Genomic DNA, 19,341 nt, shown 5'->3' with positions numbered 1-19,341 from the left:
TCGCTTGAGATAGCTATAAAACTTAAAAGAGGGAAGGGGGTCTACACAAACTTAAGCCCGCAGCAAAATTGCGGGCTTAGTATTATTTATTTAATACGCAGTGCCATACAATCGCTATGGCCGTTTATGATCATGCTTTTATCAACACGTACGCCACCACCAGAGTATTTTCCGGCGGCTGTAAAACTACATATTTGTACAAAGTAGTCATCTACTTTAGGCAGTGCAAATAGTTGTTGGTATATTTGGTCTTGCTCGGCAAAGTGCCCCATTGTTTTTTCTATAACTTGCTGCTGTTCATCAACAAGTTGAATATTAGCACCACAACGTCCTACTATTGGTTTAACTACATAACCGGTTTGTAATAACTCGTCGTTAAGTTCAAACGCGGTATTAAGTAAATATTTATGATTAGGGAATAAACTCCACAGTATTGGTAAAATAGCCTTGTTACTTGGGATCAATGTCCACAGCGGTTCAAATACCATGACGTTTTTACGCAGCAGTACATCGACTAAGCGTGGCGTTTCACCAATTTTGAATTGTGGTTCAAAGTTATCACCTAATGATTGGTCGGCTTCACATTCTTCACGAATTTGATCAAGTGCGGTTTCCCACGACCACGTTTTCCACACGTAACTCAGTTGTGCGCCGTCTTCATCTACTATGTTGCCTGATTCATTCCAGCGAAGTGTGCTTAAGCCAATTACTAACTTACACTCAAAGCCCGCGGCTTCAATGGCTTCTTTCATAAATAATGCGTGGTAATGCTCTTCTGGTTCATCATCTTGCAGAATATGAACAAGACCTTTCACCTCACTTTTACGCCATGCTTTTACGAGATCTTTAAATAAATTTTGGCCTGCATCTACACCTGTTTTAACACCAAAGTGTTTTGCCCATTTACCCTGAACTTTGCCGCTTTCCATGTAACACGATGCCGAATCGCAATTGTATTCGTAAACTTTTAAACCGGCTGCTGTTAAAGCAAAGTCAAGCCGACTGGTAATTAATTGGTTTAAGCGGTTATCCCACGATTGGCGAATTTTATTAATCACAACATCGGGTAAATTAAACTTTTTTAATAACTCAGGGTGCTGCAGTACATAGTCGGTTGCATGCATAAATAAGCCATGCAGCTCATTTGTTGCATGCTCAATGCTTTGCTGCGCCGTTTGAGATATCGCAAAGTAATTATGTTGATCCGCAGCTACTGATGTAAGTTTATGGCCTTGCATCATTTCTACGTAGGCAGCTTCATCGTCATTCGCAATATTTAACCATGACTTGTTTGCTTGGCCTGTATCTACTGCTTTATGGGCTTCTATAATAAATAAATCAGTGTTTAGCTCAGACGTTGGCTCAGCATATTCTGTTTCATCAGTTTGTGTCATCCAGCCTAAAATAGTGGCGTCGCTGTAAGAGCACTCAATCCAATAGTCGCCATCTTTAGTTACTTTTGCTTTTAGTTCACGGCACCAGTTTTGATTTGTTGGCCATATTTGATGTCCTACATTTTGCTCAGCAAGGCGTATTTTATCTTCGTGCACTTCAACAACGACAGCAACATGGCCTGTTTCTTCAAACTCGCCGCCTTCTTCCCATATAAGTAAGCTACCTACTTGAGGATGATGTTTTGCACCATTTTTAAACGCGTTTAGTGGCAATCTGTTTTGGCTATTTACATCGCGCACTGAACGCAGCTCAAAAATATCGTAAGCCATAGCAATATCATCAAAAATATAGCTATGGTTGAGATACATCCATCGACGTGCAAACTCAACGCATTGCCATTTATAGCCCATGTAAATGCCATCAAGGTAACTACGATAGGCGCTACGATTAGGATAAATGCTTTCGTCAGCCGTATCATAATCAGATGAGTACACAGCAACATTACCAGGTGCATAACCTAATAAGGTACCAAAATCACTAGCAGGAGCAGAAGATTTCATAAACAAAGATGTTCAAAATAAAGGTGTGATAATTTGCTGACTATATGAGCGAAACTGCGTTATAGCAAGATATAAAATATGTTTTTACGAAGGGGGATAAGTAAAAAATCACTCATTCATTAAAGAGTGAAAATACGGGAGAGTACTTTTACTAATAGTGTTAGGATTGGTGCTTTTTTGGCTTGTAACTTGTTGAAATTTATTAATATTTTTGGCGTGATTATTACTGTTTAAATCTCAATTAAAAAATGGAGAAGCTATAGGTAACTTCTCCACTTTTATTATTCATATTTAGTGATTTTTATAATATGTAAAGCAGGTTAACGCGCTGCTAAATCATTTCAGCATCTATATGGCGTATTAGGTTTGATACCCAATTAACATATTGGCGGTGAATTTTTTTGCCGTTGTAGTTTAAGTTAATAGAGTCTTTATAGTTGATTGAGTATGCCGTTTTGTCATACGCAATATCGACAGTTAATTGGTGTGTGCGAATATCCAGTACACCTTTTATTTTACCTTCACTCATAGGCGTACACTTCCAACCAAGCTGAATACATGCCTTTAGAATACCTTTTTCTACGTCAGCTTCACTGTTGGTAATTGTTGATGTTTGTGGAATAGGGTTTTGTTCAAAGTCTCTTACTGCAACAGATGTTGAACAACCAGCAAGTACAGTAAGTGCTGCCGCTGTAAGTAAAATTGAGTACTTTTTCATAATAATCCTTTGTTTTAATTTCATCCAATTGTGTTGTCTCGCCAATATATGCGCGCTTAGGTGAGATTATCGGTAAATTTATAGATGAGTGCCAGTAGTAATTAGAAAATTAAGAGAGCTAACCGAGATTTATATCGGGCATTAACTTTATTTATGAACTAGTTAAAGTTTAATTATTTAAGCTATAAACCAAGGGTTAAAGCAAAATTATGCGTTGAAAGATTTACGTGAGCGATGACATGTTTTGAGGGAACGCTCTTTCTTTATGTTTTAAATTACTCCTATAGTCGTACTTTAGTTAATTTTTTGTTAAACTATTGCGCTTAGTATGGATTGAAGTCAGTTAAAAGTTTTTAAAACAGGAAAAACAATGGAAGACATAATAAACAACATTGATATAAATCAATATTTACCCGCTGCAATTACGTGGGCAACCAACATATTACTAGCGATTGCAATCTTACTTGCGGGCTTATGGCTGGCAGGCAAAGTACGCAATTTAATTATTGGCTTATGCCATAAATACACTCATCTTGATGATACGCTTTTTCGCTTTTTAGGCAGTATGGCTCGCTACATCATATTAGCGTTCGTTATTATTGCTGTGTTAAATCGCTTTGGTGTACAAACGGCCTCTATTATTGCTTTGCTAGGTGCTGCGGGACTTGCTATAGGCTTGGCGTTACAAGGTGCAATGTCGAACCTTGCCGCAGGCGTTATGCTACTTGTTTTCAGACCTTATAAAGTGAATGACTTTATTGAGGCCGCAGGGCGTTTTGGTAAAGTAACAGAAGTAGATATGTTTACTACTATTTTACAAACGTTCGATAACCAACAGGTTATTATTCCAAATAGTCAAATTTGGGGCGCGCAAATTATAAACCATTCACATCATCCAATTCGTGGTGTGGATATGCATTTTGGTGTTGCTTACGGTGAAGATACAACGGCTGTACGTAAAGTTATAGATGCCGTACTTGCAGCGCACCCACACATACTAAAAGATCCAGCTCCTTTTGTTGAAGTAGAAACTCTTAACAACAGCTCAGTAGACTTTTTAGTAAGACCTTTTTGTAAGGGCGAGCATTACTTCGATATTCTTTACACGGTGCCAGAGTTAATTAAAAAAGCACTGGATGAAAACAACATCGAAATACCTTTCCCACATCGTAAAGTTATTTTAGTTAACGAAAGCAAAGATTAACTAAATTTAAAACGATTTAAACCTAAGGGCACTTTTAAGTGCTCTTTTTTTGTGTGAAAAAGTTACATACCTGTGTAACCTTTTCTTTTATAAACCACTTCAAATACTACATTGTTATCTGTACAGCCCTTTTTTACTAGGTTGGATGGCTGGTCTTTATTTTGCATTTGCATAGTCGCTTTTAGCTTTTAAGCTCATAAAAACTATTGACCCATTAAATCAAACTGTATGAAGGACTAAACATGGCTGAATCATTTAAATACTCAGGTAATAAAGGGCATGGCGGCGAATTGCATCAAAAGGCGTCGGATGAACACCCTACCATGACCACCGCGCAGGGCTGCCCTGTAAGTGACGATCAAAACTCATTACGTGCAGGAAAGCGTGGCCCAGGATTATTAGAAGATCACATAATGCGCGAGAAGATCTTTCACTTTGATCACGAACGCATTCCTGAGCGAGTAGTGCATGCACGAGGTTACGGGGCACATGGGTACTTTGAAAATTACGACACGCTTGAAGATTTAACCTGTGCAGATATTTTTCAGCGAAAAGGTGAAAAAACCCCAGTATTTACTCGTTTCTCTACAGTTGCAGGTAATAAAGGGTCTCCAGATTTAGCACGTGATGTACGTGGTTTTGCGGTAAAATTTTATACCCAAGAAGGAAACTGGGATTTAGTGGGAAACAATATACCGGTTTTCTTTATTCAAGATGCGATGAAGTTTCCAGACTTAGTTCATTCAGCTAAAGCCGAGCCCGACCGAGGTTTTCCGCAAGCGCAAACAGCACATGATAACTTTTGGGATTTTGTGAGCTTATCGCCTGAGTCAATGCACATGGTTATGTGGGCAATGTCTGATAGAGCTATTCCGCGCTCTTTACGCTTTATGGAAGGTTTTGGTGTTCATACCTTTAAATTTATTAATGCCAAAGGTGAAGAGAAATTTGTTAAATTTCATTGGAAACCAAAAGGCGGCATGCAATCTGTAGTATGGAACGAAGCACTTAAGCTAAATGGCGCAGACCCTGATTTTCATCGCAGAGATATGTGGGAATCTATTGGTAATGGCGACTTCCCTGAGTGGGAGCTAGGTGTACAGGTGTTTGATCAGCAATTTGCTGATGAATTTGAATTTGATGTATTCGATGCCACTAAGCTTATACCTGAAGAGCAAGTACCAGTGCAAATTGTTGGCCGTATGGTGCTTGACCGTGTTGTAGACAACTTTTTTGCAGAAACAGAGCAAGTGGCATTTTGTACTCAAAACATTGTACCGGGGCTCGACTTTACACCCGACCCGCTACTGCAAGGTCGTAACTTTTCATACTTAGATACTCAAACTAAGCGTTTAGGTGGTCCTAACTTTACGCATATTCCGGTCAATGCGCCTAAATGTCCAATGCGTCATTTTCAGCAAGATGGCCACATGGCAATGCACAATCCAAAAGGGCGTGTTAATTATGAGCCAAACTCATGGAGCGGCGACGAAAACAACCCGCGCGAATGCCCAGTACATGGCTTTAAAAGCTCAAAGGAACCTGAAGTAAGCGGCGGTGATAAACTGCGTTATCGCTCAGAAACATTCAGCGATCATTACAGTCAAGCCCGTCAATTTTATTTAAGTCAAACAGAGGTAGAGCAGGCGCATATTCAATCTGCGTACGTGTTTGAGCTGTCTAAAGTTGAGCATTTACCAATACGAGAACGTTTGGTATCGCACTTGTTAAATATTGACGAAACCCTCTCAGATAAAGTTGCCGAAGGACTTGGCTTGCAAGAAATGCCAGACCCAGCTGAAGCTGCTATGCCAACACGTAAAGACTTACCTGTATCTGATGCGTTAAGTATTTTGAAAAATGCGCCCAACACCTTCAAAGGCCGTAAATTAGGTATTTTAGTAAGTGATGGCTTTAATGCAGACATCTTTGAATCGGTTACCAATGCACTTAAAAGTGAAGGCGCAAACTCTGAAATTATTGCCCCACAAGTTGGCGGTGCTAAATGCAGTAAAGGTAAGCACTTTAAAGCTGATCAGGTTATTAATGGTGGTCCATCGGTTTTATACGATGCGGTACTTGTACTCACCACTGAAGAGGGAGCCGAAAAACTAGCTGCTATTGCAGAAGCTAAAGACTTTGTAAGTGATGCGTATGCACATATGAAATACATTGGCTACACACAAGAGGCTAAGCCTTTATTTAAAGCCGCAGGGCTCGATGACAAAGCAGATGATGGTTGGATTGATTTAGAGGCACACTCTGCCGATAAATTTATAAATACATTACGTAATTTAAGATATTGGAAACGTTAGTAAGCTCAATAATTAAAAAACCACAGCATGTAATTGTTGTGGTTTTTTTAAGCTCACCTAGTTAAGGTATTAGTTCAAGCCAACAATAAAAAAATTGGATATATTATGAAGCTTAATGGGGCTTGTCACTGTGGCAAAGTGGTATTTACGGTCAACTCAAAACACCCTTATCCTTACAATTTATGTTACTGCTCTATATGCCGTAAAACCGCAGGGAGCGGCGGGTTTGTTATTAATTTAAACGCGCAATACAGCACGCTTGAGGTTACAGGGCGTGAACACATAACTATTTATCATGCAAAAATAGGCGATAAAATCAGCCCTGCAGAGCGTCATTTTTGTAAGCATTGTAGTGCTAACTTGTGGTTATACGATGCACGTTGGCCTGAGCAAGTTCACCCCTTTGCTGGTGCAATAGATAGTGAGTTACCCATACCGCCAGAGCGCACTCATTTAATGCTTGGTAGTAAAGCAAATTGGGTAAATGCGCCCATTAATGAAAGTGACAAGCAATTTGAAGAATACCCTGATGAAAGTATTGCTGCTTGGCATAAGCGTTTAAACCTCGAAAAGTAACGCAATTTTTTGTATGAGCTAAGCTTAAATTTAGGGGCAATTAAACGCATATTTAGTTTATTAAATATTAAAAATCACCGCGTAAGTAAAGGAGAATATTATGGCAGTCTCAGCAATACCAAAAGGGTTTCATTCAGTTACACCATATTTAATTATGAATGACGCACAAAAAGCGATAGATTTTTATTGTGATACATTTAGTGCTGAACACGTAATGCAAATGCCTTTACCTGATGGTGGAATAGCCCATGCAGAAATAATAATTGGTGATTCGCATATTATGCTTTCAGATAATGGTTCTGAAGAGCATTTAAAAAGCCCAAAAGAACTCGGTGGTACTGCGCTAAGCCTTATGCTTTATGTTGAAGATGTTGATACCGTATTTAAAAAAGCAATTGATCTAGGTGCAACACTAATAAGACCCTTACATGACCAGTTTTATGGTGATAGGACCGGCACACTACGAGACCCATTTGGTCATATATGGATCATTGGTACACACAAAGAAGATGTTAGTGACGAAGAGTTAAGTAGTCGAATTGGGGATATAACAAATCAAGAGCAAGACGCATAACTAGCGTGCTTATTAGATTTATGTACCTTCCTAATTACGTTGACGGCTTTAATGAAAGGTTTGTAGCTTTTGCTTCAACTCATCTAGGTTTTATCTTGTTATCGAAACCGTTTTCTGCCTAAACGTAGCTCACTTAATTAAGCGAATTAGTATAAATTACTAGTTAAGTTTTAGGTATAAAAAAACCTCAGCCAATAATTAGCTGAGGTTCAAAAAGTGGTACCAGCGGCCGGACTCGAACCGGCACTCCTTTCGGAAGGGGATTTTGAATCCCCCATGTCTACCAATTTCATCACGCTGGCATAATTTTTCTTTAATCTTTTAAGCATAAAAAGATAAAGAAAAACCACTTAAAATAAAAAGGATACTTATATACCTCTTATTCTGTATCCGCATTATACAAATAAAAGAGGGGGCGGCAAGCCTTTTCTTTTATTTGCATAAACAACTGGTTGATAATTAATCGTTTATAGCAAGGATACTCCATAGGTAATTTTTTAAGTCTTTTTGGCTAATATATAAAGCGAATATTTTGGGTTATGAGTGCTATTAAACTGTTATGCGATTGAATAAATAAGCAATTGAACTATTGATAATAGTTAGCCGTATTACAATAATTATTCCTGCTTTATGCCGATTTTGCGCTTAATTCAGGTATTATTTGTACAACAAGGTTTTTAAGACATTATATATGACTCAATTAAGTGCCAAACAGAACATTCAATCGATTGTTAAAGCAATTAAGGCAGAGGAAGCATCACTTCGTCAAAAGCACCCGTTACTTGCACATCAAAATACCTTAGGGTTAATTATTTTATTGCTATCGCTTAGCGCACTAATTGGTGTTGGTGTTTTATATTATTTAGCCATCATACCTGCTTGGGTATGCATAGTACTTGCGGCTATTGCTGCATCTATTTCCCATGAGTTAGAACACGACCTTATACATAAACAATACTTTAGTAACCAGCCATTTATGCATAATTTTATGATGCTAACAGTATGGTTAATGCGGCCAAATACTATTAGCCCGTGGTACCGACGTAAAATGCATTTACACCATCACAAAACCTCAGGCACACAACAAGACTTAGAAGAGCGCTTGGTGGGCAACGGTATTAAAAACCCATTCCTACGTGCGTTAGTTATTATGGATGGGTTATTAGGGTTAGTTATTTCTACTAAACGTTTTAGAAAAGAAATTAATGGCTTTAGTTTTTCGAGTGTTTTTAATGCGGGATTTCCGATAGCGACTGCGTATTTTGCTGTTTTATACAGCGTTATTGTATTTCATATTGTTGATTTATTTATACCACTTTCGCTAAATTCGCCTAGCTGGTTGTTAAGTACAATGAATGTGTTCGAATTTTTAATGGTTGTGCTCATTGTTCCTAATATTATTCGCTCAAGCTCGCTTAATTTTGTTACCTCAAGCATGCATTACTATGGCGGCGTTAATAACATGCTTGAGCAAACTCATGTACTAACGAGCCGTTTATTTATGCCGTTTCACTTGTTTTGTTTTAACTTTGGTAAAACGCATACCATCCATCATTTTGTGCCAAATCAGCCGTTTTATTTACGTCAAATGCTAAGTGAAAAAATACTTAAAGTAATGGCGCAACACAACGTGCGCTTTAACGATTTTGACAGCATAAAAAATGCTAACGCATTTAAATAATTACCCCCAACATAAGGGGAAGTTCTACATTGCTATTCTTATTTTATGATCTAAACACATATAAAAAATAATTTAGACGCACCACGTTACGCTATTAGCTTAACGTGGTATTGCTGTTTTATTTAAAACATCGGATCATGTTTGTAGCACTTGCTCAACGTTGAAAATGACTCTCAAAAATTAAAAATCTAACCGAATATACAAATGAACCGGCGAGCAATTTTTTATATTTTAAAAATAATGAATCGATACTGCCGGTCTTATATCTCGATTCAATCTTCATAAGCATTAAGGATTTAAATAATGGAAATTACTGGAAGCTGTTACTGTGGTGAAATTAAATACCAAGCAAAGTCTCAAAATAATAATGCACTTGTTTGCCATTGTAGCGATTGCCAACGTATGTCGAGCGGCCCATTTAGAGCCGTTATAATTGCAGAGCCAAATTCGGTAGTATTTACCCAAGGTGAGCCAAAAGAGTTTGTTAAAACAGCGCAAAGTGGTAACAAGCGTGCGCAAGGTTTTTGTGGTACATGTGGTACAACACTTTATGCAACTAACGAAGCTAAAACTGACCGTGTATATGGCTTGCGTATTGGTGCGGTTGATCAGCGTGAACAGTTTACGCCAACAGCACAAATTTGGGCTAAATCAACATTGAGCTGGTTGAGCGGCTTACACGAAGTACCTGCGTTTGATACAACCCCACAAAATTAGTAATACTGATCAAAAATCACTTTTTTAGTAAGCGGTTTGAAATTTATTTTACCAAATGACTGTCTACTTATAAGTCAGTCATTTGGAGAATAACATGTGTAGTTCACCTAAAAGCAGCCGAGCAGTTAAAAAAACAGCCATTAGTTTTAATGATGAGCTTACTCAAGAGCAGCGCTTGCGTTTTGCTGCAAAGGCTAATTTAGCGCAAGAGCGCCGTGAACAGCGTGAAGCAACTAATAAACGCTACGAGCAAAAGCATACTAGCGGTAAGCCTGCATCTGGTTTTTTTTCGTGGTTACAACAGCTAGTTAACTGATTTAGCTAACGTGGTGTTTTTACCACTACCTAAGCCACATAGCGCGCATAATACGCCTGCAATAGCGCACAGCCATAATGGCGCAGCCCAACTTCCTGTAGTCGTGTGTAATGCACCAGCTAGCATAGGACCAATAGCCGCGAGTAAATAACCTACGCTTTGCGACATACCTGAAAGCGACGCTGCTTGTTGCGAATCATCGGTTCGTAAACTAATAAACGACAACCCCAATATAAAACATGCTCCAGAGCAAAAGCCCAGCATTAAGGTCCACACAAAGGCATAGTTAGGCATGTAAAGCAGCCCTAATGCACTAAGTGCACTGAGCATAGCTAAAATAAAGCTAAGCGCGCTTTGATCTTTTAATTTTGCCAATAGCGGGATTAATATTAAACCCGGTAATGCAGTCGCAATTTGAAAAGCCCCATGATAAGCACCCGCTTGCGTAGCACTTTGGCCTGCTTCGGTTAATATGCTGGGCAACCACGTAATAATTATATAATTTAAAAAAGAGTTTAAACCCAACAGCAGGGTAATTTGCCACGCTAGTACATAACGCCATACACTTTTTGAAGTATCAGCGTGCTGAGCAATACTGGCAGGTTTTGTGTGTTTACTTAATTGCGACATCCATACAATAATACTCGCCAGTGTAATAAGGGCTGATGAGCCCAGCGCAAGTTGCCATCCTAATCCGTTTAACTGACTAAGCGGAAATACCAAAGTGGAAAACCCACCCGATACCACGCCCATAGTAAGCACGTAGGCTGAGGTCATTAACGCAATTTTTCCCGGAAAGTCGCGTTTAATTAAGCTCGGTAATAATACGTTTGCTACAGCAATACCCACACCAATAATAGCGGTACCTACAAACAACATAGCTGAGGTATTTATTACTCGCGCCGCAACGCCTGCAAGTATAAATAGCAAAGCTACAAATAAGGTGCGCTCAAGACCCTGTTTTTTAGCAAGGATTGCCGCCATTGGCGATACAACCGCAAAGGCAATGAGTGGCAATGTTGTTAAAAATCCAGCTTGCGAAGCACTTAACCCAAAGTGATTAATAATTTGTTCAAGCACAGGTGCAATACCTGTAAATGTGGCGCGTAAGTTTGCGGCAATAAGTAATATGCCAAGCACAAGTAATATGCCAGCAAAACGTGATTTAGGTGTGTTATTTAACAAAAGAGAAGGCCATTAAAGTTGAGTTGTTACTAATACTTAATGGGCGCTAGTATAAAGGCTTAGTAAAAACTATAATTTAGAGATAATGACATTAAATAACTAAAAACAGACAAAACTATGTTTGATGCAATTGGCTGGGACGACATTAAAAACTTTGAAACAATGACGCAGCCCATAATAGCCAAAATAGAGCACGCCCATGCAAGTCACGAAATCCCCCTGCATACTCATCCAAAAGGGCAATTAATTTTAGCGCTGCATGGTTATGTAACATGTGAAGTGTCGGCAAAAATGTGGATGGTGCCTACGCACAGTGCAATTTGGATCCCCGCAAAAAAGATTCACAGTAATAGGGCGTCTGATAGCGCAAAGCTTTGTCATTTATTTATTGGTAGTAGTAAAAACGGTATGCCACTAAATACCTGTACGTTAGCCATTACGCCATTGGTTAAAGAGCTAATGTGCGAACTAGCTGCGCATAATCAGCACTATGCTTTAAATAGTAAAACAGCACGTTTAGCGCAGGTATTATTTGATCAACTTATTGAAATGCCCGTACAGCCCCTGGATTTTGTATTATCTAAAAATGAGGTAATTCAAACTATGAGCGATCAGCTTATAAACAAGCCAAACAATCGAAAAACACTGCCACTTTGGGCCAAGCAGTTTGCATTAACTGAGCGCACATTAGCGCGGTTAATTAAAAAAGAAACCGGCATGACATTTGGAAAGTGGCGTACGCAATTGCATATAATTACAGCCTTAAAGGCGCTTTCTGATAAGCAAAGTGTGCAGCAGGTGTCGGAGTTATTAGGGTATGAGTCGGTGAGTGCATTTATTACTATGTTTAAAAAGGTAATGAAAAAGTCGCCCATGAAATACATGAGCGATTTAAATCAGTTAAATTAGCTTAGCCTTTAAATAGGCATTACCACGTATAAGTTGCCGAAAGCATCGCGTTACGAGGTCTACCCGGGAAGTATCTGTCGCCGGTAAAACTGGTGTAATCGGCGCGCTCTGCATAAGCCTCATTAGTTAAATTAATAATGCGGGCAAGCACTTCAAGGTTATTAGTAACTTGCCACTGAGCGCGCAGGCTTAAAACATCATGCCCTTGGTATTTATTTAAGTTTTCTGGGTCGGTGTAGTAGTTACCAACGCGATGCCACTGCAAAGCAAATTGCGCGTTGTTTAATGCCTGCCATGTTAAATCGAGATTAGCAATATTACGCGGCGCGGTATCTATGTCGTTGCCGTTTATATTTAAACCGTTAAGTATTTGGTTGTTAGTATAAGTATGCTTTGCGTGAGTGCCTGCAAAGTTAAGCGCAAGCGACTGCGTTAGCTGGTAGTCAAGTTCAAGCTCAATACCACGATGGCGAGAGCTGCCATTATTTACCGTAAAAAAGTCACTATCGCGGTAAATCGTATTGTGTTTACTCATAGCGTAAAGTGACACGCCATAACGTAGTTTTTCGTAAATCCCTTTAATACCCAGCTCTGCGTTATTGGCTATTTCGGCGCTTAAATTTGCAGTGGTTTGCTCGCGTTGTAATTGGTAGAGCTCAGCCGCTTGTGGCGCTCTGTAACCGCGAGAAAAGTTAGCATAAAGCGTGTTATTTGTATTGTACTGATAACTAACCCCAAGCTTTGGCGATAGATTACTAAAACTATTTTTTCCACTTTCAGGGCGGCTGTATCGGCAGCCACCAAAGCTGCATTCAGTACCATCGTCTTTGGTTCTGCCTGCAAGCATATTATTTGTGTAGTCGTACTGCATATGCTCGTAGCGAACACCTGCGGTAAATAACCAGTTATGTAATTGCCAATCAATAGAGGCAAAAGGCGCATAAAGCGTGGCGTTTACATCATAGTCGTAATGCTTGCCTTGCGGTACGGTGGCCACTAAAAATGCAGAGCCCTGCGTTGACTCGTTTTGACTTTGAGTAAAGTCGGCTTGCGTGTATTCGCCATCAAGCCCTAGGTTTACTTTTACATTACTTTGTAAGTTATGTTGATAAAGCGATTGCACGCCAAAGCCTGTTTGACTGTTTGTTTCAAGCGGTGTGCCGGGTAAAAAGTGCTTAAAAAAGTCCATGCTTTGGTCGCGAAAATATAACGTAGTCGAGAGCACATCATCGTTATTTAATTGCCATGTTGCATTGCTCCACGCTCTAAACGCGCGTGCTTTTCTAAATGCGTCTGGGTCAAAGTTTTTTTGCGCGAGATCTTCGTTTTTATAGCTTTCAAAACCAGTAATAAAGCCCGCAGTTTGCTGATCGAGGTTTGTGTAAGTAAGCCCTGATGTCAGTAGTAAATTATCATTTGAATAGCGGTGGCGAATATTTACTTTTTGTTGCTCTACGCTTTCGTCGTCGCGGTAACCGCTGTTGTCGGTAATACTTGCGTTAATGCCTATACCGCTGTTGCCGTAATCTTGCCCTGCGCGTAATTTATAACGAGCATAACCGTACGAGCCATAATCTAAACCAACTAAGCCACCGCCTTGTGTGGTGTCGGGCGTTATTACATTAATAACACCGTGCACAGCGTTTGAGCCATAAAGTGCAGAGCCAGGGCCTTTTAATACTTCAATGCGCTGCGCCATTTCGCTGTGGGCTTCAAATAGCTCGTTTATGTTACAAAACCCAGCGGCTCTTAGTGGTATTCCATCCTCCAAAGTCAATATACCACCGCACGCGCCTGCGCCCGAAAGTACTGGCGAGCGAAGGGCGGGTAAATATTCTTGGCCGTTTCCGCGTTGAATATTAGCGCCTGCTACTCGTTGTAGTGCTTCCTCAATATGGGTAGGCGCTATGCTTTTTAGCTGCGCTTCACTTAGTGTACTTATTGAAAGAGGCAGTGGGGTAGATAGTGCTTCAACGCGCGATGCAGTGGTTGTTATGGTTTCTATTGAATCGTTATTTTGATTATTGGCAAGCGCAGTGTAGCTAAGTGGTAATAGCAGCGGTAAAAAATAAGGTTTCATACATTCCTTTATAGTAAATAGCAGTGCATTGCTTTTATGGTATGTGGTTTTTATATGTTTTTAAAGTTGTTGCGTTAAAGCGTACGTAACCTATAAACCCGATACGTAATTGATAAAACAAAACAAGCCACAGCAGGAAACACCAAAGCCAGCACTAAGTAATGCTCAAATAAAACAAAACCGGTTATACCACCTAATAAAAAGCCCGCAATAATAAGTAAAAACATAACGCCTTTACGCGTATCAAATTGCTCACCTTTAAGTGCTTTTCCCATCATTAAACCAAGGTCAGTAAAAATACCCGTTAGGTGTGTAGTACGAACAACTGCGCCACTGTAATTAGTCGCTAACGCGTTTTGTAAACCACATGCTGCTGATGCGAGCGTAATTGCATAAACATAAGATTGATCAAGTAGGTAGGCACTTGCTAACAGTAAAGCGCCTTCAATAAATAAGAGCGTGTCGTAATGCCGGCCAAGTTTTAATGAACGCCCTGCAAGTAAAAAACCAGAAAGCGCAGAGCCCAGCATAAAGCTTATTAGTATGCTCAATAACAGTAAAGCGGCTGAAGTACTGCTCATTAGTTTAATACCCAACAAAGTGACAGAGCCTGATAAGTGCGAAATAGCCTGATGTTCAAATCCTAATAAGCCAACAGCGTTAACTATGCCCGCTATAAATGCCAGTGTAAACGCGCCATATTCAACCCACTTTGGTAGTTTTGTAAACATTGGTTATCTCTTAATATGTGCAGAGTTAATTATTGAGCTTGTGCTTTAAAACGCTTTATTTGTTCATCAACTAATTTTGTATCAATTACGCCACGCTTAAAAGCAATATAAGTAGGAAATGTAAACTCATTTAATTGCCGAGCATAAATGTTTTTATATTCTTTTGAGTACCATAAACCCGCTTGATAGTTAGTTATTGCGTATTCAACACGTTTTTTTTCAAGTAGCTCAAAAGTGTCTTTAGTTGAAAGTGAACGAAGCAGATTATTCTCATCAAGGCTGTACTTTTTAGCGATAATTTTGGGAAGAATAACACCGCGTAACATAGCTATAGCGGCTTTTGATAAATCATCAATAAGCAGATTATCTTCATTTAACGTGAATAAACCAAACTTAGTGGTATGCAAAGGCTCGCTAGTAAAGTCTAAATATTCTGTACGCTCTTTATAGTTGGCCAATGAGAAATAGCAGTCGTAATAGCCCAGCTCCATCTCTTTTTTAACACGCGCCCAAGGTAAATGAACAACGTCAATTTTGAGGTTTAAGTTTTTTTCAATAAACTTAATGTAATCAATATCTAAACCTGTAAATGTATCGGCTTTTTCATCGTAAATAGTAAAAGGCGGGTAGTGGGTTGTTACGCAGCGCAGGGTTTTACTTGGCGCTGCAAGTAATAACGAAGGTAAAGTTAAAGCTAAAAACAGTAATGTTGCGCGCATAAATATAAATTCGATACCATTTAAATACATAATCTGAATGCTAATTATACAGTTACTGAGCTTAAATTGCATTGATCTAAGTATTTTTGCCTAGCGTATAAATTAAATTTTGTGAGAAACACCATGTTTAACCCAGAGCAGCAGTCACGTATTATCGAAATGGCGTGGGAAGATAGAACCCCTTATGAGGCAATAGAGCAGCTATACGGATTAAAATACCCGCAGCTGGTGGTATTTATGCGAGACAATGTTTCAAAAGGGAGTTTTAAAGTGTGGCGCAAGCGCCATGCAGGGCGTAAAACAAAACACTTAAAATTACGCGATCCCGCTATTATGCGCAGCCATTGTAAAACTCAATATAAACAACGTTAAACGAGGGGTGGGTGTTTCATACGATGTTCATCCATGTTTGTTAATCTTTAGCTATTAATTACGCTAGAGATTATTTATGAGAGCAGTAATATACACAGCACTAATAGCATTGGGTTTATGTTCAATAAGCGCAGACGCAAAACCGCATAAAGATAAGCATGGTCATAAACACGGCCATAAAAAGCATCATTCGCATAAGCATAACGACAATGACTACCTTTCTAAAAAAGAGGCAAAGCAGTTAATTCGCGCAGGTTGGACGCCACCAGGGCTAAGTAAAAGCTACCACCGAGGCGACTTTTTAGAGCGCGATTTATACAAACGAGGTAGAGTAATTGAACGCTCTAGAGATAATGGTACAGTAAGTATTGAAATAGACCGTACAGTTATCCATATGGTGCACGACACCCGAGAAATACTTTCAATTTTAAGTCGTTAAATTAACTTTATAAGGATATTAAAATGCTCATTACGCTGGCTATAATTATTGGCTTTTTTTTACTGGTTACCTTATTACCTATGTCGTACAGCCAACACTATTTAGTGCGTAGCTGTGATTTTGTGCGTTTACAGGTATTCTATATTGCCAGTTTTGTAGCTGTTGCCTCATTAATTTTATTATGGCAAAGCGGTGAAATAAGCTACGTATTAATAGCGTTAACCTCGTTACTTATAATGATTTTACAAGGCAAATGGATTTACCCGTATACGTGGCTTGCTAAAAAAGAAGTGCAAAGCGCATCAAAGCATATAGATCATAGCGTCCGAATTATGTCGGCAAATGTACTTATGTCGAATCATAAAAGTGAGCAGTTAATTAGCTTGGTTAACGAGCACCAACCCGACTTACTTATTACGCTTGAAAGCGATAGCTGGTGGGAAAATAAATTATCAGTTATTAAAAAACACTATCCGTATTTTATAGAATGCCCTAAAGACAACCGCTACGGCATGCACTTATACAGCAAATTTAAAATACTCGACGCCCAAATATGTGAGCTAATAGAGGACGATATTCCTTCTATTCATATACTGTTTGAAAACGACGAAGGCCTTAAAATGCAAGGGCACTTTATTCACCCAGCACCGCCAAGTCCAACTGAAGAAGATTCATCGCGCCCGCGCGACTCAGAGCTAATAATGGTGGCTAAAGCACTTAAAAACCCAACTCGCCCTACCATAGTTGCTGGTGACTTAAACGACGTAGCATGGTCGCGCAGCACCCGTTTGTTTATGCAAATAAGTGGCTTTTTAGACCCTCGTAAAGGCCGTGGTTTTTATAATACCTTTCACGCAAGTTACTTTTTTATGCGTTGGCCGCTTGACCATTTATTTCACAGCGAAGGCTTTAAAGTAAAGCGTATTAAGCGCTTAGCTAAATATGGCTCAGATCACTTTGCGCTACTCACTGAGCTTTCTTTTGAGAATGCCAATCAGGAGTCACTAGAAGATAAACCCGATGTTCTAAAGCATGAAGAAATCCAAGAGCTAGCTATGAGCAAGGCTGATAAGCGAAAAGTGCCAAGGTTTGACGAGGAATGATAACTATTAGATAGTGTAGGTCGGGTAAGCGAAACGCCATCTGACACAGTAAAATACCTTGCCAATTATAATCAATATTTTATGTTGTCGAGTGGCTGGAGAGTGCCATGAGCGGACGCTATGATGCTAAGTGTTTTAACTTGAAATACTCTTGTCTGCCAATTACCTAATGAATTACTAAATATAGTAATCAATTGAGTTGTAGCTTACCGGTGCTAATAAACTTTGTTATTATGCTTAAAAAGAACAATTTAAGTACCCTGATGCCTCAAATACCATACTGGTTAACTATTAATTCAAAGCTACAAGATGATCTTTCGGATTCGGATTGTCTTTCATTCTTCAATACTAATAGCGTAAGTGATGGCGAATCTCCATTGAATGAACATGGGAAAGTATTTGTCGATATGCTTTATTCAAGAGGTTTCCCTCCCCACGATAAAATTTGGCTATTTCCGAAAGCTCCTCTAGACAATAAACATTCGCATCAAGTCGGCCAATTGTTCGTTTTGCTCATGAGAATTAAGAGTGATAATGCACTATGTAGTCACGGTACTATTACGACCGATGGTTGTGGAGCTTACGTTAACTGGCAGCCCCCAAGCCCTGATTTACACGAAAACGCTTATACGATACGACAGCTTTTACTAGGAGATGCTGATGCCACTTTCCTATTAGCAAAAGATATTGCTGAGCGCTCTCTATTCCATAAGTGTTTTCACCAACTGAGTTACTTGAAAGAACTGAGGTGTACAGACCCATTTCTTGGATATTTAGGTCTTTGGTCATTTATTGAAATTGAGTGGGCAGGTGACCCAAAGAAAACAGATATGAAAAAATCTCTAAGGTCTTTGTTAGAAGACGTTTTTTACGATAGAAGAGACTCTAAAAAAGCATTTAATAAAAGGCTCCTAGATATATCTACCAAAGTTGGTCGGACTATGGATGAACATTCGATTCGTAATCTTTTAGCACATGGAAAATATCATAAAGTATTAAACGATTGGGATAAGGAAAGCAACGAAGAGTTCCATGCCGTTCACGATGAGCTTTATAAAATTATGTTTGAAGGTCTTGAAGCGAAGATTAGAAATTGTGTCTAAAATATTTATTACACTCATAGCGGTTAAATTAGCAATGAAAGCTATATCAATCAACGTCTGCTATTCGCTCATTGTTGCCTGCCAGGTTAAGTCTAGTGAAATAGATTGCATTGTATAGTTTAAGTTTTTATATTGTTCTGCAATATTTTATTAGGTGTTAATAAAGCACTGCGTGCAAAGGAAAGCATGTGAATTATAAAAAAATGTACTACCCAGTTAAGGCGCTTGCTGCTTTATCTTTAGTTGCTGTCGCTATTAAGTACTGGATGCCAACTGAAATTGGCTTTGCGTTTATGCTATTACCTTATTTGGTTTTATATTTTTTAGCGAATGCTAATAACTACCAAAATAAACGTCTCTTTTTTATTCGAATTTTAGCTGCATTATTTACTATTATTTTAGCGCCAGTACTCATTTTTGGTATTGAGCCTGACCCTCAAGCTGGAATTGGGATTATGTTTTTGCTGATTATGCAGCTAGCTGCAATCAGTGCTTCTGAATTTGTTATATTATTCTTTTATGTTGATAATGACTAAAAAGCAAAATGCTCATTTACATTAGTGTGCGCTTGCGTTGCGGTTTAGACTTAGTAGGCTCTTCTGTAATCTAATTTTGAAGTTAAAAAAACCTAAAAGCGGTTACCC

At 39.1% G+C, this 19,341-nt stretch carries 19 protein-coding genes and 1 tRNA gene; 13 read left to right on the top strand and 7 right to left on the bottom strand.

The window, feature by feature from the left end; genetic code table 11:
• Positions 1-86 precede the first annotated feature (86 nt).
• Entirely contained in the window at positions 87-1,955 is a 1,869-nt protein-coding gene (gene gss / locus GQR52_RS04875) for a bifunctional glutathionylspermidine amidase/synthase (RefSeq protein ID WP_165727643.1), read from the bottom strand.
• A gap of 331 nt (positions 1,956-2,286) precedes the next feature.
• The gene (locus GQR52_RS04870; RefSeq protein ID WP_007581468.1) at positions 2,287-2,673 is read right to left on the bottom strand and encodes a hypothetical protein; all 387 of its coding nucleotides are present in this window, start codon (positions 2,671-2,673) and stop codon (positions 2,287-2,289) included.
• A 370-nt stretch (positions 2,674-3,043) separates the two neighbouring features.
• Here GQR52_RS04870 and GQR52_RS04865 point away from each other — a divergent pair, with 370 nt between their 5' ends.
• The 4 genes from GQR52_RS04865 (at position 3,044) to GQR52_RS04850 (ending at position 7,342) form a co-directional block, all read left to right on the top strand.
• Entirely contained in the window at positions 3,044-3,877 is an 834-nt protein-coding gene (locus GQR52_RS04865) for a mechanosensitive ion channel domain-containing protein (RefSeq protein ID WP_010553100.1), read from the top strand.
• Between the two features lie 242 nt (positions 3,878-4,119).
• The gene (locus GQR52_RS04860) at positions 4,120-6,192 is read left to right on the top strand and encodes a catalase (protein WP_165727642.1); all 2,073 of its coding nucleotides are present in this window, start codon (positions 4,120-4,122) and stop codon (positions 6,190-6,192) included.
• Positions 6,193-6,297: 105 nt separating this feature from the next.
• A complete protein-coding gene (locus GQR52_RS04855; RefSeq protein ID WP_165727641.1) occupies positions 6,298-6,768 on the top strand; it encodes a GFA family protein in 471 nt (156 codons plus the stop codon).
• Positions 6,769-6,868: 100 nt separating this feature from the next.
• Positions 6,869-7,342 carry a VOC family protein gene (locus GQR52_RS04850; RefSeq protein WP_165727640.1) on the top strand — a complete coding sequence of 158 codons (474 nt, stop codon included), beginning with the start codon at positions 6,869-6,871 and terminating at the stop codon, positions 7,340-7,342.
• 217 nt (positions 7,343-7,559) lie between these two features.
• Here GQR52_RS04850 and GQR52_RS04845 read toward each other — a convergent pair.
• Positions 7,560-7,644: transfer RNA gene (locus GQR52_RS04845), tRNA-Leu, on the bottom strand.
• Positions 7,645-8,033: 389 nt separating this feature from the next.
• On the opposite strand from GQR52_RS04845, the gene GQR52_RS04840 reads away from it, so the two are divergent.
• The 3 genes from GQR52_RS04840 (at position 8,034) to GQR52_RS04830 (ending at position 10,056) form a co-directional block, all read left to right on the top strand.
• Complete coding sequence (locus GQR52_RS04840; protein WP_165727639.1) at positions 8,034-9,023, top strand: fatty acid desaturase; 990 nt, start codon at positions 8,034-8,036, stop codon at positions 9,021-9,023.
• 303 nt (positions 9,024-9,326) lie between these two features.
• A complete protein-coding gene (locus tag GQR52_RS04835; protein WP_007581502.1) occupies positions 9,327-9,740 on the top strand; it encodes a GFA family protein in 414 nt (137 codons plus the stop codon).
• A 94-nt stretch (positions 9,741-9,834) separates the two neighbouring features.
• Positions 9,835-10,056, top strand: coding sequence for a hypothetical protein (locus GQR52_RS04830; RefSeq protein WP_165727638.1), 222 nt, complete (start codon positions 9,835-9,837; stop codon positions 10,054-10,056).
• Here the strand turns inward: GQR52_RS04830 and GQR52_RS04825 are convergent.
• Positions 10,045-11,241, bottom strand: a complete 1,197-nt coding sequence (locus GQR52_RS04825) for an MFS transporter (RefSeq protein WP_165727637.1) — start codon at positions 11,239-11,241, stop codon at positions 10,045-10,047. The two genes, GQR52_RS04830 and GQR52_RS04825, sit on opposite strands and share 12 nt — an antisense overlap.
• Before the next feature lie 117 nt (positions 11,242-11,358).
• Between GQR52_RS04825 and GQR52_RS04820 the strand changes: the two genes are divergently transcribed.
• Positions 11,359-12,150 carry a helix-turn-helix transcriptional regulator gene (locus tag GQR52_RS04820; protein ID WP_165727636.1) on the top strand — a complete coding sequence of 264 codons (792 nt, stop codon included), beginning with the start codon at positions 11,359-11,361 and terminating at the stop codon, positions 12,148-12,150.
• A 19-nt stretch (positions 12,151-12,169) separates the two neighbouring features.
• On the opposite strand, the gene GQR52_RS04815 is transcribed toward GQR52_RS04820, so the two are convergent.
• From GQR52_RS04815 to GQR52_RS04805, 3 genes are all read right to left on the bottom strand, one after another.
• The gene (locus tag GQR52_RS04815) at positions 12,170-14,230 is read right to left on the bottom strand and encodes a TonB-dependent receptor (RefSeq protein WP_165727635.1); all 2,061 of its coding nucleotides are present in this window, start codon (positions 14,228-14,230) and stop codon (positions 12,170-12,172) included.
• Between the two features lie 74 nt (positions 14,231-14,304).
• Complete coding sequence (locus tag GQR52_RS04810) at positions 14,305-14,961, bottom strand: YoaK family protein (RefSeq protein ID WP_165727634.1); 657 nt, start codon at positions 14,959-14,961, stop codon at positions 14,305-14,307.
• Positions 14,962-14,990: 29 nt separating this feature from the next.
• A complete protein-coding gene (locus tag GQR52_RS04805; RefSeq protein ID WP_165727699.1) occupies positions 14,991-15,680 on the bottom strand; it encodes a transporter substrate-binding domain-containing protein in 690 nt (229 codons plus the stop codon).
• A gap of 123 nt (positions 15,681-15,803) precedes the next feature.
• Here GQR52_RS04805 and GQR52_RS04800 point away from each other — a divergent pair, with 123 nt between their 5' ends.
• The 5 genes from GQR52_RS04800 (at position 15,804) to GQR52_RS04780 (ending at position 19,233) form a co-directional block, all read left to right on the top strand.
• Positions 15,804-16,052 carry a TIGR03643 family protein gene (locus GQR52_RS04800; protein WP_024612353.1) on the top strand — a complete coding sequence of 83 codons (249 nt, stop codon included), beginning with the start codon at positions 15,804-15,806 and terminating at the stop codon, positions 16,050-16,052.
• A gap of 76 nt (positions 16,053-16,128) precedes the next feature.
• The gene (locus GQR52_RS04795; protein ID WP_165727633.1) at positions 16,129-16,491 is read left to right on the top strand and encodes a hypothetical protein; all 363 of its coding nucleotides are present in this window, start codon (positions 16,129-16,131) and stop codon (positions 16,489-16,491) included.
• 23 nt (positions 16,492-16,514) lie between these two features.
• On the top strand, positions 16,515-17,594 hold the full coding sequence (locus GQR52_RS04790) for an endonuclease/exonuclease/phosphatase family protein (RefSeq protein ID WP_165727632.1): 1,080 nt from the start codon (positions 16,515-16,517) through the stop codon (positions 17,592-17,594).
• Positions 17,595-17,827: 233 nt separating this feature from the next.
• The gene (locus tag GQR52_RS04785; protein ID WP_165727631.1) at positions 17,828-18,697 is read left to right on the top strand and encodes a hypothetical protein; all 870 of its coding nucleotides are present in this window, start codon (positions 17,828-17,830) and stop codon (positions 18,695-18,697) included.
• Between the two features lie 188 nt (positions 18,698-18,885).
• Positions 18,886-19,233, top strand: a complete 348-nt coding sequence (locus tag GQR52_RS04780; RefSeq protein ID WP_165727630.1) for a hypothetical protein — start codon at positions 18,886-18,888, stop codon at positions 19,231-19,233.
• Positions 19,234-19,341 lie beyond the last annotated feature (108 nt).

This window comes from Pseudoalteromonas sp. 31A1, assembly GCF_011378815.1.
Classification (GTDB): domain Bacteria; phylum Pseudomonadota; class Gammaproteobacteria; order Enterobacterales; family Alteromonadaceae; genus Pseudoalteromonas; species Pseudoalteromonas arctica.
Note: the sequence above shows the minus strand (reverse complement) of the source record. Positions and strands in the feature narration are given on the sequence as shown.

Excerpts from the sequence above, each read along its gene's own strand:
- gss (WP_165727643.1), bottom strand. The coding sequence starts at position 1,955 with ATGAAATCTTCTGCTCCTGCTAGTGATTTTGGTACCTTATTAGGTTAT.
- GQR52_RS04870 (WP_007581468.1), bottom strand. The coding sequence starts at position 2,673 with ATGAAAAAGTACTCAATTTTACTTACAGCGGCAGCACTTACTGTACTT.
- GQR52_RS04865 (WP_010553100.1), top strand. The coding sequence starts at position 3,044 with ATGGAAGACATAATAAACAACATTGATATAAATCAATATTTACCCGCT.
- GQR52_RS04860 (WP_165727642.1), top strand. The coding sequence starts at position 4,120 with ATGGCTGAATCATTTAAATACTCAGGTAATAAAGGGCATGGCGGCGAA.
- GQR52_RS04855 (WP_165727641.1), top strand. The coding sequence starts at position 6,298 with ATGAAGCTTAATGGGGCTTGTCACTGTGGCAAAGTGGTATTTACGGTC.
- GQR52_RS04850 (WP_165727640.1), top strand. The coding sequence starts at position 6,869 with ATGGCAGTCTCAGCAATACCAAAAGGGTTTCATTCAGTTACACCATAT.
- GQR52_RS04840 (WP_165727639.1), top strand. The coding sequence starts at position 8,034 with ATGACTCAATTAAGTGCCAAACAGAACATTCAATCGATTGTTAAAGCA.
- GQR52_RS04835 (WP_007581502.1), top strand. The coding sequence starts at position 9,327 with ATGGAAATTACTGGAAGCTGTTACTGTGGTGAAATTAAATACCAAGCA.
- GQR52_RS04830 (WP_165727638.1), top strand. The coding sequence starts at position 9,835 with ATGTGTAGTTCACCTAAAAGCAGCCGAGCAGTTAAAAAAACAGCCATT.
- GQR52_RS04820 (WP_165727636.1), top strand. The coding sequence starts at position 11,359 with ATGTTTGATGCAATTGGCTGGGACGACATTAAAAACTTTGAAACAATG.
- GQR52_RS04815 (WP_165727635.1), bottom strand. The coding sequence starts at position 14,230 with ATGAAACCTTATTTTTTACCGCTGCTATTACCACTTAGCTACACTGCG.
- GQR52_RS04810 (WP_165727634.1), bottom strand. The coding sequence starts at position 14,961 with ATGTTTACAAAACTACCAAAGTGGGTTGAATATGGCGCGTTTACACTG.
- GQR52_RS04805 (WP_165727699.1), bottom strand. The coding sequence starts at position 15,680 with ATGCGCGCAACATTACTGTTTTTAGCTTTAACTTTACCTTCGTTATTA.
- GQR52_RS04800 (WP_024612353.1), top strand. The coding sequence starts at position 15,804 with ATGTTTAACCCAGAGCAGCAGTCACGTATTATCGAAATGGCGTGGGAA.
- GQR52_RS04795 (WP_165727633.1), top strand. The coding sequence starts at position 16,129 with ATGAGAGCAGTAATATACACAGCACTAATAGCATTGGGTTTATGTTCA.
- GQR52_RS04790 (WP_165727632.1), top strand. The coding sequence starts at position 16,515 with ATGCTCATTACGCTGGCTATAATTATTGGCTTTTTTTTACTGGTTACC.
- GQR52_RS04785 (WP_165727631.1), top strand. The coding sequence starts at position 17,828 with ATGCTTAAAAAGAACAATTTAAGTACCCTGATGCCTCAAATACCATAC.